The following is a 15,902-nucleotide window of genomic DNA, read 5'->3' as shown; positions in this document are numbered from 1 at the left end:
TGCCGTAGTTTGGGTGCTTCCCCTTCGATGATAAAGGCTCTTTTCGTAAAGATTGTTGTTTTTAAAACTAAACGATTTAAGGTTGATTGGAGTGCAAGTGCGAGACTCCTGCGGGAGCACCGCGGAAAGCAAGCATCTGGAGGGAAAATCAACCACACCGCTTTACTTGGTAAATAGCAACAAAGTATGCGAAAACAGCCATGATAAAAAAGCGACAAACAAACGAAAGGTAAAGCGTGTTTTAAAAGTTTGATCAGAACATGCTTTTATATATTCAATTGAATCATCCGAGGCGAGCTTGAATTTATCAATGAATTATTTGGAGCAGCCTATATTCCATTGACGATTCTAACGGGGCATATTTGCACTAGAACCCAATTACCTAACAATTTGGGTGAATTGTCTGATACAAAAGTTTTTTTCCCACATAGGTTAATAAAAAGTATGACTACTCCAGCTGTGTTGACTAATCACGGATATTTAATAAAGAACAATATTCAACATTAGAGTATAAAACTATGCTTGTATATGGATACAACCTGATATTGGAACATAATGAATCTGTCGTGACCTTACCCTTTATTTGGTTGAAAATACTTTTAAATATATTACAGGAGGGGTTTTCATGGAGAACGCAATAATTGTGCCTTGGGAAGAAGATGAACTTACTTATGAGTTTTTTGTTCCTGAATATATTGAGAAAATGGCACTGGAAGTTCTTGAACATTACGGTTTCTCCGTTCAGAACATGCATGTTGTTACAACAAAACCAGATAAAGGCGGCTCTATATGGAAAATGGAAACAAGTTCAGGGCCAAAGAGCTTAAAGCTTTTACACAGAAGACCTACTAGAAGTATGTTTAGCTTGGGAGCACAAGAATATTTAGTCAATGTTAAGGAAGCAAGAGTACCGCCCATCGTGAAAACCAAAGATGGAAAAGATTATGTTGAGGCTGGAGGGAAGTTATGGTTCGTCGCTGAGTGGATCGAATCATTGGCACCTGTAACAAAAGATTTGGAAGGAGCCAAACACCTTTGTAATGCTCTCGGCGAATTCCACCTTTTAAGCAAAGGTTATGTTCCGCCTCAACAAGCTGAAGTTGCATCCAGATTATATAAATGGCCAGCGACTTATGAAAAAGTCATTAACAAAATGGATTGGTTTCGAAACATTGCCAATGCATATGAAGAAATGCCTGCAAGCCCCCACTTGCTGAATGTTTTAGATCAATTCGAAGAACAAGCAAAAAGAAGCTTGGAAAAATTAAATGAATCAAGCTATTTAGAGTTAGCACAACAAGGAAATGAATATTGGGGGTTAGTGCATCAAGATTATGGCTGGTCAAATGGTCAAATGGGAGCTAATGGTATGTGGATTATTGACCTTGACGGTGTTGCTTATGACCTTCCCATTCGCGATTTGAGAAAACTGATTACCGGCACAATGGCAGATTTATATAGATGGGATGCAACTTGGGTAAGAGAAATGATCAAGTCCTATCACGAGGCAAATCCAATTTCATCGGAGCTATATGATATCTTAATGATCGATTTATCTGGTCCAAATGAATTTTACAAGAATGTTAAAGAAGTAGTATATGAACCTGAATTATTTCTAAATGATCAAACAACAGCCATGATTCAAACAATTGTTGATACCGATCAGACAAAATGGCCAGTTTTAGAAGAAATTAAAGATGATTGGAAGGGAATAGAACAAACATGAAAATTTTAATGATTTGTACCGAAAAGCTTCCGGTTCCTCCAGTACTAGGTGGTGCCATCCAAACCTATATATCAGGCACCCTGCCATATTTAAGTAAAGTCCATGATATTACGGTTTTGGGAATTAATGACCCATCACTCCCTGATCAAGAAACGATTGATGGAAACCGTTATGTACGTGTACCAGGAAAAATATTCGAAGTATATCGAGAAGAGGTTATTAGCTATCTTCAAACAAATCATTTCGATCTAATTCATATATTCAATCGACCTCGACTAGTCCTTCCTGTCCGAAAAGCGGCACCTAATTCAAAAATTATCCTCAGCATGCATAATGATATGTTTAATCCAGAGAAAATCAATCCGGAAGAAGCAAAAGCTGCCATTGAAGAAGTTACAAATATTGTAACTGTCAGTGATTATATAGGCAATGTCATAAAAGACTTATATCCACAAGCTTCATCAAAGATTAGCACAATCTATTCTGGTGTAGACACCAATCGATTTCTACCCGGCAGTCACTCGAAAATGCAAGGAATTCGTAATGAAATACGTAAAGCAAACGGTCTTGAAAACAAAACGGTCATATTATTTGCAGGAAGACTATCCAATAATAAAGGCGTTGATAGGCTAATCCGGGCATTACCTGAGCTTTCAAGTAAATTTAAGGATTTAGCTTTAGTTATTGTAGGAAGTAAATGGTTCAGCCAAAATGATGTAACTGATTATGTAGCTTATGTAAGAGCATTGGCAAAAAAGCTGCCTATCCCAGTTGTTTCAACTGGTTTTGTCGCACCTAGTGAAATACAAAATTGGTTTGCTGCCGCTGATTTATTCGTGTGTACATCAATATGGCAAGAACCGCTTGCACGCGTCCATTATGAAGCGATGGGTGCAGGGCTCCCAATCGTAACAACGGCAAGAGGCGGAAATCCAGAGGTCATTCGTATAAGAGAGAATGGGCTTGTAGTAGAGAATCCAGAAGATCCCGGATGTTTTACAGAAAAGATTACAGAAATTCTATCAAACAGATCACTAATGGAAAAAATGGGCGAACGGGGCAGGGAACTTGCCCTTACTTTATATAAATGGGATCGAGTAGGATCTGATATACTTGAAGTTTGGAAAAAATGACTGTTTAGACCAATCAAGAGTTATATGAACATGGATTACACTATACTGGAGTTGCTTTTACTTAAACAGACTTGTCACTGGTGCTGCAGGGATAACATTTATGTGAACAATTTCTAAAGGATGCGAAAAACAAAATGATTGGCGAGGATACATTTGCAGGACCTGCCCCTACTCCCCCTATTTGTAAGCAAGTTAACCTTAAAGCTCTCCAGAACCACCCCAAGTTTCAATTTTATGCAACAATCTTTACAAAACCAGCCTTTATAAAAAAATTACAATTTAAGGGACCCCTTAGACTCAAAAAAAAATCCTTTTCCACATTTTTCTCGAGAAGTTTTTCAAATGAAACAAGTCGAAAAGCCATCAGGCTTTACCCTGAAATTGAGTGAAAAAAAGCACCTTGCTTACCTATTAAATAGGCTGTTACAAGGTGCTTGCATTATTTGTTTGAAAATTATCTGAATAAGGTTATAATTAAAAGTGTTGGAGAATTTAGCCAACTATACACCCTTAGAGACTTGCCTTGTCCGCTATTTTCTAAGGGTGTATATTAATATTCTGGCTTATACTTGGTTGAATATCGGGTATGGAATGATGGTGTGTAATCGATGGATTTGATTTTCCATTCAGGATGGCATTTAACACAACTAGAGTTATTGTACCCATTACTACTCCATTTCCACATATTAATTGGACTGTTTCAGGGAATTTATCAAATGCTTCAGGGACCCCCTTGATTGCTAGACCGACTCCTATTCCAAGTGCAATCGTCAATTGATTGGAAGGTTTGCTCAAATCAGCTTTGGCTACCATCCCCAAAGCTGCAGATAGAAGCATTCCAAACATTGGTATCATAGCCCCACCCAGAACGGGTAAAGGGATCATCGTCGTAAGACCGGCAACCTTAGGCACAAAAGCTAGAATGATTAGAATACAACCTGCCGTGACTACTACCGAGCGCTGAGTTACCTTTGTCAGCAGGACCAAGCCAACATTTTGTGAGAAGGTAGAATGGTTAAAAGAGTTGAAGATACCACTTATGAAGCTCCCAATTCCTTCTGCCCGGAGCCCCTTTTCCACATCTTTTTCGGTTATTTCCTTCCCGCATACTTCCCCGAGAGTCAAAAAGACGCCTATGCTTTCAACAGCAATGATTAAAGATATGATTGTCATAGTGATAATAGATGAAAAGTCGAAGGTGGGTACCCCAAAATAGAAAGGAGTCACCATTGTAAACCAGCTGGCCTCTGTAAATCCAGAGGTATCGACCATACCTAAGAAACCAGCCAATATAGTACCAAGAACCATGGCGAAAAGAACTGAAACCGCTTTCAAGAAACCTTTAGTAAGTGTATTCAACAGAAGGAAACAAAGTAGTGTAAAACAAGCTAGCATTAGATTCATAGGATCTCCAAAGGTGGGGGAACCGCTTCCACCCGCTGCATTTTTCATGGCAACTGGCATTAATGATACGCCTATAATTAAAATGACGGACCCTGCAACAATTGGTGGGAAAAAGGGTATTAATTTACCAATTACTCCTGATAAAATAGCAACAATTAATCCAGATACCATAACTGCTCCTAAAACCCCGGTTATACTATGGACTGTTCCTATAGCTATTACTGGCTCAACCACGATAAAAGAAACAGCCATTAAGGCCGGTAACCTTATACCAAATCCTTTACCGCCAATAACTTGAAGCAAGGTGACTATCCCACATGCGAGTAAATCAAACGAGATCAGGTATATGATCTGTTCCTGTGTCAAGCCGATTGCAGGACCGACGATTAGTGGCACAGCCACCGCTCCTCCATACATTACACAAACATGCTGTAAACCTAACAATAGCGTGTTTACTTTGCTCAAATTTTCCATGATTGCCCCCTTTTAATTAGTAAGAGCCTTCTAATTATGTTGATTTAATGAAATCGCCTCCTTGTGTTTTATAAACGCTTCTCTATGGTTGGTTTTATTGTTGCTTATTAAGAAACAGCATTTACAAAATTAATCTGTTTTTATATTATCACCGCCCTAATGCTAAATCAAGACTATTTTTTGGAAAAATATGAATATTCTTTTAAGTTCATTCTGTTTATAATTAAGAAGAATAGGGGGAGAAATATGTATTTAACGATCGAAAAAGCTTTGAAGCTTCCTGCCCTAAACCAAGTGGAAGTTATTGGAGGAAATCAAGGGTTAGCTCGGGTAATTAATTCAGTAAGTATAATGGATCATCCGGATATATCATGGATTAAACGAGGGGAACTCCTACTGACAACTGGTTATGTGTTTAAAGATGACCTGAATGCTCAAATCAATCTTGTTAGGGAATTGTCGAAAAGAGGAAGTGCTGGGTTAGCTATCAAGATTAAGAGGTTTCTTTCTACGATCCCTCCTGGAATGGTAGAAGAAGCGAACAAGCACAATTTCCCATTATTGGAGATTCCTTATGAAATGCCTTTATCCGACTTATTATTCAGCTTTACATATGAACTTGTTAATAAGGAAAAAGTGAAAAACAATGGAAAAGGAAGTTTTGAAGTTTTTCATTCTCTTTTGAATGGGGAAAATAGGAGTTCATCTTTTATCCCCCAATTACAGGAATTTGGCTTTAATCCCGATAGGCCATATATTCTGCTCTTAATAAATGAAACGAAAGAAGAAGGGGATTCATTCTTTCCAATTGGTAGAATGTTGGAGAAATTAAACCAAACGGAAAAAAAAGATTTTAAGTATTGGAATATCGACTTCGATGGTCAATTGATTATCCTACAAGGAAAAGGAATGGTGACTGATGAACACCTACTTCTGCAGGCTCAAAGAATTGCCGGCGTTTTAGAAGGTCTTATATCCGAAGATAATCCTGGCACTTCACTATCCATGGGTTTAAGCAAGGTGAAAAAAGAAATCTACAATATGAAAGAAGGGTATATTGAAGCTAAAAAGGCTATTCAACTTGGCTCGAGGGTCAACCCGACTACTATCAATGATTACGCAAGCATTGAAGTTGAAGATTTAATAAATCAAATCCCTAAGGATGCATTAACCCAATACGTGCTATCCATGATTCAACCGATTATTGTATATGATAGGGAAAATGAGGGGGAGTTGTTAAAAACGCTGGAAACATATCTATTTTCAAGAGGGAGAATAGAAGATGCGGCACGCGCTTTGTATGTTCATCGAAATACTGTAAAGTTCCGTTTGTCTAGAATTGAGGACTTATTGGGAGTTGATTTAAAATCGAGGGATATTGCTTTTAAATTGCAGTTTAGTATAAAAGCTGCGAAGTTATTATTACATGACTAGGTAAAGGAAGCAGGATTTGAAGGAATCGGGAATCAAGTGTTACTGAATTAAGAAAAAAAACTGCCAGGGAATTGGGTTTCTCTGGCAGTTTTTCATATGGTATGGACTATTTCTTATCGGTCATCCAGTAGACGTTTGGCATATAGGGCAAGTTTTAAAGTGAACAGATCATCATTGCTTAAGTCCATTCCCAATAGTTTTTTTATGCTTTTTATTCGAAAATGGATAGTGTTTCGATGTACCCCCATTTTTCTGGCCGTTTCAGCAGGTCGAAGATTGCATTGTAAATATGCCTCCAAGGTTTTGATAAGGTCAGACTGGGTTTCATCGTCATGGTCCTTCAGCGGTGCTAAATTACCTGTAACAATATCCATGAGCATATTTTTGGGAGCATACTGCAAAATTTTAAATATTATTAATTCTTTGTAGCTGTAAATTTCCTTTCCTGGGTTCAATCGTTTTCCCAAATCAATAGATTGTAAAGCTTCCTGTAAGCTATTAGCTAGGTTATTAATACCTGTATGATAGTTACCGACTCCCAGCGTAAGTTCCATTGGCAGGTGTTTAGATAAAGTGGAGATAATTTGTTGGCTTATCTGGGTGACTTGTGAATGAAAGTGGGTGTTCCCTAGGGGGATGGTATCCAGATAAATGATAACTAGACTGCCCTTGATATTCCTTATGAGCTTATCGATTTTATATTGCTCGGTTAATGTTTCAATTGTCTTGATAAGCTGTTTATAATCAATGGAATCATTCCTTTGATTCCATTGCAGCGTTAAAGGTAAAACAGTACATATGTATCCTCCAGTAATTTGAGGGAAGCTGGATTTGACCTCCGTCATCCCTAAAGTCCCGTAACTTATATTTTCGGCACCATCTCCTGAAATATCTTCAATACTATAACCCGACTCTTTTTGTTCATTCTGTCTCGTTACAATTTCACGAAGTAGGGGAGACATGATATCTGATAGCGAAAACTCAGTGGGGATTCTGAGAATAGGCAAATTGGCCATATTGGCGATGCTGATGGTAGTTTGCGGAATTTCCTCCTGTTTGATGAACAATCCTGAACAATTCATTTTTGCTAATTCGATTACGAATTGGTCTAATTGTTGCGGATTATCTTGAAATAAGTATCCTGTTGTTAGAATCAATTCATTTGGCTTCAGCCAGGAAAGCACATCAGGAGCATCAAAGCTATTGATGGATTCTATTTCTCTATTAAGTCCCTGAATGCCAGCAACCACTTGGCATTGTTTGATCTGTGGTAATTTTAATGCATCAGTCATCGTTAAATGCATGATAGGTCCCCTTCGCTGTGCCTTTTTCTCTAATTTAACCAATTTTTTGAATATTGGCAACTGAAGCTGAGCTATTAGGATAGCCTGTTCTTTAAAGGTGAGTGCGGTAAGCACAAAGGGGATGGAAAAATATTAGCTTTTTCAGCTAATGACCTATAAATAAGCGCACGTATATAATTCAATTAAGTTAAGAATGTTTTGAATTATAAAAATAATCTGAAGAAGGGAGGGCCCGCATTGATATCTGACCTTAATAGCATAAATGAGTTGAACAAGGTGGAATTCATCCAAAAGTTAGGTTGGGTATATGAACATTCTCCATGGATAGCAGAGCGTTCATGGGATTACCAGCCATTCATTTCCTTAGATGACCTAAAAGAGAAAATGGAAATAGTTGTGCAGAATGCCTCATTATCGGAACAGCTCCAATTAATCAAGTCTCACCCGGACTTGGCAGCCCGGATTGATATGGCTGAAGCATCAGTTAAAGAACAATCCGAAGCCGGTTTGAATTCGCTTTCTCCGGATGAATATGAAGAATTTCATGCGTTAAATAATCAGTATAAAGAAAAGTTTGGATTTCCGTTCATATTTGCTGTCCGTGGCAGCGATAAAACGTTGATAAAGGCAGAGATGAAAAGAAGGATTGGTTTGGATCAGGCAAATGAACTTAAGGAAGCGATCAAGCAAATCCACTTAATTGCTAGCCACAGGTTATCTGATTTTATTAAATAGGAGGAGGAATAATATGACAGTTCAAAATGAAAACAGAACGATGTATTACGGTAAAGGGGATGTATTTGTATATAGGACTTTTGTACAACCTCTTACAGGTTTGAGGAAAATACCGGAATCAGCTTTCACAGAAAGAGATAACACTATTTTTGGATTTAATTGCCAGATTTCTTTGAAAGGGGAAGCTTTCTTATCTTCTTTTACGGAAGGAGATAATAGCTTGGTGATTGCAACGGATTCCATGAAAAACATCATTCATCGCCAGGCCGCCAATTATCAAGGAAATACGGCGGAAGGATTTTTAAAGTTCTTATGTGAAGTCTTCCTTGATAAGTATAGCCACATAGATGCAGTGGAATTGACAGCAAATGAAGTTCCCTTCGATCATGTACTTGTTCCAAAAGGGGAAGGACATGAAAATAGTGATGTTGTGTTTCGGTGTTCCAGAAATGAGAGGGCTACCACTACAATCGAAGTGAAAAGGACACCTACTGGAAGCAAAATCGTCAAGCATTCAAGTGGAATAGTTGATGTCCAGTTAATCAAGGTTAAAGGAAGCTCTTTTTATGGATTTATTCAAGATGAATACACCACACTGCCAGAAGCTCAAGATCGTCCACTATTTATCTACTTGGATTTCGATTGGGAATATAGCCGCTGGGAGGATGCCACTGGAGCAAATCCAGAAAAATATGTAGCAGCAGAACAAATTAGTGATATTGCAAACACAGTGTTCCATGAACTGAATAACCGTTCGATTCAGCAGCTCATTTATCATATTGGCATCAGGATTCTGGAACGTTTCCCTCAGCTGGCAAATGTTCAATTTAAAACCAATAATCGTACCTGGGAAACAGTTGTAGATACTATTCCAAATTCAGAAGGAAGTGTTTATCAGGAACCTCGTCCTCCGTTTGGCTTCCAAGGCTTTGTCGTTACACAAGAAGACGTTAAACAAAAAAAGGCAGCCGATTCAACTGTAGGGGTTTCCCGATAATGGACAGTAAGCTGACCACGCATGTTTTAGACCTGTCTAAAGGCCTGCCGGCAAAAGGGATGAAGATAGAACTCTGGGCCATAGCAGAACAGGGAGACCATTCTTTCATTAAAGAAGTCTGTACAAACAATGATGGGAGAGTGGATGATCCGCTACTTCAAGGGAATGATCTCAAACCAGGGGAGTATGAGCTTGTCTTTTATGTTGGGGAATATTTCAATGATGGAGCGAATGATCCTTATTTAAGGCCATTTTTAAATAAGGTCCCACTTCGCTTTGGAATAAGAAGTAATGAAGAACATTATCATGTTCCTCTGCTTGTTGCTCCAGGAGGATATAGCACCTACCGAGGAAGTTAGTAAATTAGTAAGGGAGTTGGAGGGTTTAATTTGGCATATGAGCGTACTGGTGCAGTGACTTTAGGCGGTAATCCAGTGACCTTAATTGGTCCTGAACTAAGGGTAGGGGATAAGGCCCCTGACTTTGCACTATTAACAAACGACCGTCTTAAAGCACATTTAACAGACTATAAAAATAAGACATGCATCATCACGACTGTTCCTTCGCTTGATACGGGTGTATGTGATTTACAAACAAAGCTCTTAAATGAAGAAGCAAGCAAAATGGGTGATGATGTAGCAGTGTTGGCCATCAGCGCAGACCTTCCCTTTGCTCAAGCAAGATGGTGTAAAGAGAGTAATGTGGAAGCTATAACCATTCTCTCCGACCATTTTGATTTGTCATTTGGTACTGCATATGGAACGTATATGAAAGAACAACGACTGGAATGCAGGGCAGTATTTGTAATAAATCAAGAAGGAACTATTAAGTATGTGGAATATGTACCCGAAGTCACGGATCACCCAGATTATGAATCCGCATTGCAGGCAGCGAAGGAAGTGATAAATAAAGCAGGTACAGCTAAATGAATATATTCCCTCACGAAGGATATTAAAATTTCATTCTATTATTCGTAAGACCGTCCGATTCACAAAAACTGGACGGTCTTTTGAGGATACTGAATTAAATTGGAGCAGTTTTCCCGTGATTTCATTAATGCAAAAGGAGAAAAGTACTTTTACCCAAGCCTTTTTCGAATGTGAAAATATAATAAAAATAACTAAATTTATCATTAATTCCTTTTATTTGAATAGTAACTCGTGATATAATGAAAGTCCAATAGCTTTAGATAACATGGAAGCGCTTCCTTTTTTTGAGGGAGTGCCCTTTTTATGTTTTTCACTTACTAACATAACGACGCTAAAAACACCTGAAATAGAAATACGTATAAGTATAAACTCCTGTTTAACATCCAAAAACCATCATCTCTACTCCTTCCACTTCAATTTCTTGATGATACAACAAACAGCCCCTGCAACGGAGAATTTTGTAGTAAATGTGTGATATATTCCACATCAGCGAATGGCAAAATCTATCGAGGAAGATTAGTCTAACAGGCCAATCAATGTCTATGCTACAATCATGGCAAGCATGGCCATTAAAATAAGTTGATGTTTGGGAGATTACTATGGGGAAAATAAAAATAGCTTTATTACACCTATTGCCTATCGCTGGTGATGTGGAGTATAACCAAAAACTAATTGAACAAGCCATTCATATTGCATCAAATAAAAATGCCGAATGGATTATAACACCCGAACTATGTGTCAGCGGACTTCAATTCAATCATAAGATTGGCACCGGATGGATTAACAGGCAGCCTGATGCTTGGATGAGTGATATGAGCCGTAAACTAAAGAATTTGAAAAGCACTGTATTTTTAGGCTGCCCCGAAAAAGGCAGTAACGGAGAGCTGTATAATTCTGTGTTTGTCATAGATAAAAACGGTCATTTATTAGGGAAACAGAGAAAAATCAGTGTTATTGATGATTGGTCAGCTTCCGGGGATGTAATAGAGCCAATAAAAACAGACAATGTCGACGTTGGTATTATGATATGTGCTGACGCATATCACAAAGAAATTGCTAACAACTTATTTGAAAAAGGAGCAAAAATATTAATTGCACCATCTTCCTGGGGTCCCGGATTACATGGTCCAGAGGGAGAATGGGAACAAAGGTCATTAGAAACAGGATTGCCTGTAATTGTCTGTAATCGTACTGGCGAAGACGAAACTGTCCGTTTTTGGGATGCAGAAAGTATGATCATAAAAAATGGTGTACCTCTCCTAGCACATAAATCAAAACAATCAGCGATACTTACCTTTGAATGGGATTTACAAAGCATGGAATTAATATCCCCTTATTTCGACATCGATTACATATAATGAGAACTTAATTTACAACATACACGGCACTCATGTTCAATTAAAGGTTGCGTTAGTACATTCATGAAGGAACAGGAAAATGAAAAAACTTTGTTACAATGCATAAATGGAGAAACCTCTTTGGCCGCCTAGGGGTTTTTTTTGGGTCTTTTTATGATTCCCCCAAACCCTGTGTAACAAGTAGGAGTTTAATTTCCAATTTTTCAAAGGTATTCAACTGATTATGTTCTGAAATAATAAGAAAAAAATGCGGGAGATACCAAATGAAAAACCATAAATTTTATCAAGTGATTATCGCTATTTTTATACTTGTCTTAATGGTCGATCACCCGGTCCATGCAACGGAATGGGAAGATGAAGAAGGTCCAATAAGCTTTAAAATTGAGATGTTACCTTGGGAGATCGTGAACAACATTATTCCTAATAAAACTATTTTCACCGTTATTGATATTGAAACTGGTTTATCATTTAAGGTTCAGCGAAGAGCAGGCAGCCATCATGCGGATGTACAGCCACTAACCAAAGAAGATACGCAAATCATGAAGAAAATTTATAATAATAAATGGAGTTGGAATAGAAGAGCCATTATTGTATTGATTAATAATCAAATGATTGCTGCATCCATGCACGGAATGCCACATGGTGCCGGTGCTCTTCAAAATGGTTTTTCAGGTCATTTCTGTGTTCATTTCTCTGGAAGCATTACGCATCGTTTGAAAAACGAAGATCTTTCTCATAAATTAATGGTATTGAAAGCGGCTGGCAAGCTTGATGATTATATACAAACGGTCAGTCCCTATGAACTTATACGCATTTTTACCATTGCCGTTAATCAAGGAAATCAGAAATTATTAGCAATGACCTTATCAAATCCTGGACATAAAAGTGTCAATAAACTTGTTGAAGATATTACATATTTTGGAGTGGTTGACCCTTTAAGACAACCGCCGGAACAACTAAATGGGCTATTTCTCGTGGATGTACCCGTTCAAGTAGCAATTTATAAGAAGAGAGAAGGCAAAGAAAATAAGGTTATGCATTTTATGATCCGAAGGGAAAGTTTGACTGATCGCTGGTTCATTGATCAAGATTCGCTCCATGAAGACTTAAAATAAGATTGTGAAGTAAGGGATACATGCAATGATTAATATATTAGTGTGGGGGTGCATTCAAATGAGATTAACATGGATTGCCGGAATTTTACTATTCGTTCAACAAGTGAATATCTCTGAAAGCTTATCGGTAACTCAACACGGGCAAACCATTGCCACTGTCAACCGTGCTGATGTTACTATGCCCTCACTAAATGTTCCTATGGTGGACTTGGATAAATACAATCGGTTTATCGAAAAACTAGACCGCCAAGTGTACCAAAAACCTGTAAATGCCACTATCGATAAATATGGTAATATTCTACCTGGGCAGGTAGGTTATAAACTTTATCATCAGGCGTTTAATGAGCAATTTTATTCCTTTTTGTATAGTAGTAAAGCATACAAAATGGAAGTGCCTTTACTTGCCACTTATCCAAAAGTTGACATCGAATTGCTTGCTCAGATACGTGTTAAAAAAATAGGTGAATATAGAACCTATTTTAATAAGAACAATAAAAATCGTTCAAATAATATCTTGCTTGCAACAAAAGCCATTAATAATTATGTCGTGTTTCCAGGAGAGACGTTTTCTTTTAACCAAGCCGTTGGCAAGAGGACAGGAGACAAAGGATATATGCTCGCTCGGGTTATAGTCGAAGGAGAGTTTTCTGAAGGGATCGGTGGAGGGATCTGTCAGGTGTCATCCACCCTGTTTAACGCGATCGACAATGCAGGATTGCAAACCATTCAACGCTATTCCCATACTAGGAGCGTTCCTTATGTTCCATCTGGCCGGGATGCTACAGTAAGCTGGGATGGTCCTGATTTTAGCTTTAAAAATAAGTACAATCAACCTATCCTCCTACGAGCTACAACCCAAGGAGGAATTGTGAGCATCGCGGTGTATTCTTCAGATATGATTAATTATGAGGCCCGAAAAGTTCCCAATGCTTCAAAACACATATCAAAAGAAATTTCGGTGTGATTAATAAGTAAACGCAAGCACGTTCTGTCCGTAGACAATCCTCACTAAAAGAAAGATACTGCCCCATTAATACAATATTCCATTAAAAATAATGTCGGTAAAACGAGGAAAACCTGTTCGTAAAAGTACACTTTTACGAACTTTTTACTTTAAAACTGGCTCTGTTGAACATGCTTTTGATTAGTTGAATAAGAGGTTTGTTAAAAGTTCAATCACTGTTACCAATTTATGGTACCATTGAATTAATGAATTTTATTGGGAGAGCTAAAATTATGGAGATTATATTTTCAATTTTTTACGGCTTTGTTGGTTTAGTTATTTTCTTTTTTGTTGTTCAATATGCCATTAGTAGTGGGATTGACAATTCCAAAGAAGTTAAGGATTTAAGGTCCGAACTTAAAGAAATAAAACAGCATATCAAAGATTTAGGGGGAAAATAAAACACATAAGCATGTTGTGTGCTATAGCTTAAGGCGGCTTTTGCAGTTTAGCTGAATAAGTAGATGTTTTTGATGTGGTATTATATGGATATAAGAATTTGCATAATTTCAAGGGAGATGATTTAATGTCATTTAATATTTTAGTACCAATGATAATAATGGGTATCTTGATTCTTTGTGGCTTTGGAATTTTCAAGATTGCTAGAATCATAAAAAGGTAATAACTATATTTTTAACTATCTGGGCAACTTTACTAGTAGATGGTTTTTCTAAGTAAGGTGAATTAGTTTCAGTAAACATATTTGGAATGAAGTAAAACATAGACTAGTCCCATTTATCAGTAGAGATCCCCACGAAATAGAAGGGGGCGATGCATGTATGACAGTACAACAGAGAAAAAAGACAATTAATTAAATAATTGTCTTTTTTAACCTACATGGAATAGGGGAGAATGTGAAAGGGTTTCAGTATGTGTAGGAATTTGGAACTTCCTGACCCCCATCTCACTTTGGGGAGTTTCCTCTATAAAGTCTTTTTAAACATTAAATATCCGTGGCGTTGTAACGGAACAAATTGTTTTAACGGAACAAATGGATGAAAGGTTAATGGTGAAATTACCCATTGCCCTGTCATTAACTATCATTTGTCCGGTAACAGCATCAAAACTTCGTAACTCTACAAATATAGGTGTAAATGGTTCAGCGGTTGTAGTGAATCCAATGATTGAACCTATGATAGAAGTCCTTAAAAACTCACTTATTTCTCGTCGAGTCTGACATGCTTGTCCGATTGGCTGTAATGTTGTTTTATGACTCTTATCCATTCCTTTATGACAGCAGATGGATTTATCACAGCAGAATGATTTATCCTCGCTGAATGAATTATGGCCGCAGAATGGGTTATGGCGGCATAATATATTTTGACAAGATTTCATATATATATCACTCCTTTATCTACTATATATATGAGATGAAAAAAAAACATGCTTGTACAAATATACTAAATTCCCTTCCTTTATCTTATCCGTGCTTCCATTCGGCCATCGTATTTAAGTTTACGAACAAGGAACAGGAAGGACACTCCGTCCAAAGGATCTTAAAAGCATGGAAATTATTCAACAGGTCATTGATGTAAATAGGTAGAAGTTAAATAAGGTTCTTATTGAGCTAACTAATGGAGGTTGCTGCGGCAGCCTTTTTATTATGAAACTAACTGGGCAGGATATTTGAACAAATATACCAAACTATAAGAATAAGGGGGAGATGAATGAAATGAATGACGAAAAAATCGGCTCGGCCAGTGGAGTAGTAATAGCTGTTAGTAAAAGTGATAAACACACATTCAGTAAGGATAATTGCACTAGTATAAAGCTATTGAAAGGTTTGGGCGTTGAAGGAGATGCCCATTTAGGTAAAACCGTAAAGCATCGTTCACGTGTAGCGGCTAACCCGAATCAACCTAACCTGCGGCAAGTTCACCTAATACACTCAGAATTATTAGATGAATTGAAAGATAGGTTTAATGTTAAAGCTGGTCAAATGGGTGAAAATATCACTACAAAAGGTATCGATCTGCTTGAATTACCGAAGGATTCGTTACTATATATTGGGGAAACAGCGGTTATTAAAGTAACAGGCTTACGAAATCCATGTGCCCAAATCGATCAATTTAAATCAGGATTGATGAATGCTGTTTTAGACCGGGATAAGCATGGGAACTTGATACGTAAAGCAGGAATAATGAGCATAGTTTTGGAAAGCGGTGAGGTTCACCCAGGGGACGTGGTTAGAATTCAATTACCACCTTTACCTCATACACCTCTTGAAAGGGTATGAGATTTTCAAAAGAGCCGTTTTTATTTTCAGTAAGACAAAACAAACTTAACTGGT

14 protein-coding genes and 1 pseudogene are annotated in these 15,902 nt (G+C 37.6%); 12 read left to right on the top strand and 3 right to left on the bottom strand.

Features of this window, described 5'->3' with window-relative positions:
• Positions 1-625: 625 nt before the first annotated feature.
• Positions 626-1,726, top strand: a complete 1,101-nt coding sequence (locus JNUCC41_RS04765; protein ID WP_192206609.1) for a CotS family spore coat protein — start codon at positions 626-628, stop codon at positions 1,724-1,726.
• A pseudogene (locus JNUCC41_RS04760) lies at positions 1,723-2,856 on the top strand (glycosyltransferase family 4 protein); the annotation flags it as partial. The gene JNUCC41_RS04765 and the pseudogene JNUCC41_RS04760, both read left to right, overlap by 4 nt.
• 540 nt (positions 2,857-3,396) lie before the next feature.
• Here the strand turns inward: JNUCC41_RS04760 and JNUCC41_RS04755 are convergent.
• Entirely contained in the window at positions 3,397-4,737 is a 1,341-nt protein-coding gene (locus tag JNUCC41_RS04755) for a nucleobase:cation symporter-2 family protein (RefSeq protein WP_192206607.1), read from the bottom strand.
• 246 nt (positions 4,738-4,983) lie between these two features.
• Between JNUCC41_RS04755 and JNUCC41_RS04750 the strand changes: the two genes are divergently transcribed.
• Positions 4,984-6,171: a PucR family transcriptional regulator gene (locus tag JNUCC41_RS04750; protein WP_192206606.1), complete on the top strand. Its 1,188-nt coding sequence runs from the start codon at positions 4,984-4,986 to the stop codon at positions 6,169-6,171.
• Between the two features lie 113 nt (positions 6,172-6,284).
• Here the strand turns inward: JNUCC41_RS04750 and JNUCC41_RS04745 are convergent, their stop codons facing one another.
• Complete coding sequence (locus tag JNUCC41_RS04745) at positions 6,285-7,475, bottom strand: PucR family transcriptional regulator (protein WP_192206605.1); 1,191 nt, start codon at positions 7,473-7,475, stop codon at positions 6,285-6,287.
• A gap of 237 nt (positions 7,476-7,712) precedes the next feature.
• On the opposite strand from JNUCC41_RS04745, the gene uraD reads away from it, so the two are divergent.
• The 8 genes from uraD (at position 7,713) to JNUCC41_RS04705 (ending at position 14,013) form a co-directional block, all read left to right on the top strand.
• The gene (gene uraD / locus JNUCC41_RS04740) at positions 7,713-8,210 is read left to right on the top strand and encodes a 2-oxo-4-hydroxy-4-carboxy-5-ureidoimidazoline decarboxylase (RefSeq protein WP_192206604.1); all 498 of its coding nucleotides are present in this window, start codon (positions 7,713-7,715) and stop codon (positions 8,208-8,210) included.
• A gap of 13 nt (positions 8,211-8,223) precedes the next feature.
• A complete protein-coding gene (pucL, locus tag JNUCC41_RS04735; protein WP_192206603.1) occupies positions 8,224-9,207 on the top strand; it encodes a factor-independent urate hydroxylase in 984 nt (327 codons plus the stop codon).
• The gene (gene uraH, locus JNUCC41_RS04730) at positions 9,207-9,566 is read left to right on the top strand and encodes a hydroxyisourate hydrolase (RefSeq protein ID WP_192206602.1); all 360 of its coding nucleotides are present in this window, start codon (positions 9,207-9,209) and stop codon (positions 9,564-9,566) included. The genes pucL and uraH overlap by 1 nt, the downstream gene beginning before the upstream one ends.
• 30 nt (positions 9,567-9,596) lie before the next feature.
• Positions 9,597-10,136, top strand: a complete 540-nt coding sequence (tpx, locus tag JNUCC41_RS04725) for a thiol peroxidase (protein WP_192206601.1) — start codon at positions 9,597-9,599, stop codon at positions 10,134-10,136.
• Between the two features lie 599 nt (positions 10,137-10,735).
• Positions 10,736-11,494, top strand: coding sequence for a carbon-nitrogen hydrolase family protein (locus tag JNUCC41_RS04720; protein ID WP_192206600.1), 759 nt, complete (start codon positions 10,736-10,738; stop codon positions 11,492-11,494).
• A gap of 263 nt (positions 11,495-11,757) precedes the next feature.
• The gene (locus tag JNUCC41_RS04715) at positions 11,758-12,609 is read left to right on the top strand and encodes a hypothetical protein (protein ID WP_192206599.1); all 852 of its coding nucleotides are present in this window, start codon (positions 11,758-11,760) and stop codon (positions 12,607-12,609) included.
• A gap of 58 nt (positions 12,610-12,667) precedes the next feature.
• Positions 12,668-13,573 (top strand): VanW family protein, encoded by a 906-nt coding sequence (locus tag JNUCC41_RS04710; RefSeq protein WP_192206598.1) that lies wholly within the window; start codon positions 12,668-12,670, stop codon positions 13,571-13,573.
• Positions 13,574-13,845: 272 nt separating this feature from the next.
• Positions 13,846-14,013, top strand: coding sequence for a hypothetical protein (locus JNUCC41_RS04705; protein ID WP_192206597.1), 168 nt, complete (start codon positions 13,846-13,848; stop codon positions 14,011-14,013).
• Between the two features lie 535 nt (positions 14,014-14,548).
• Here the strand turns inward: JNUCC41_RS04705 and JNUCC41_RS04700 are convergent.
• Complete coding sequence (locus JNUCC41_RS04700) at positions 14,549-14,947, bottom strand: hypothetical protein (RefSeq protein ID WP_192206596.1); 399 nt, start codon at positions 14,945-14,947, stop codon at positions 14,549-14,551.
• A gap of 337 nt (positions 14,948-15,284) precedes the next feature.
• Between JNUCC41_RS04700 and JNUCC41_RS04695 the strand changes: the two genes are divergently transcribed.
• Entirely contained in the window at positions 15,285-15,848 is a 564-nt protein-coding gene (locus JNUCC41_RS04695; RefSeq protein ID WP_192206595.1) for an MOSC domain-containing protein, read from the top strand.
• Positions 15,849-15,902: the final 54 nt, after the last annotated feature.

This window comes from Brevibacillus sp. JNUCC-41 (genome assembly GCF_014844095.1).
Lineage (GTDB): Bacteria > Bacillota > Bacilli > Bacillales > DSM-1321 > Peribacillus > Peribacillus aracenensis.
Note: the sequence above shows the minus strand (reverse complement) of the source record. Positions and strands in the feature narration are given on the sequence as shown.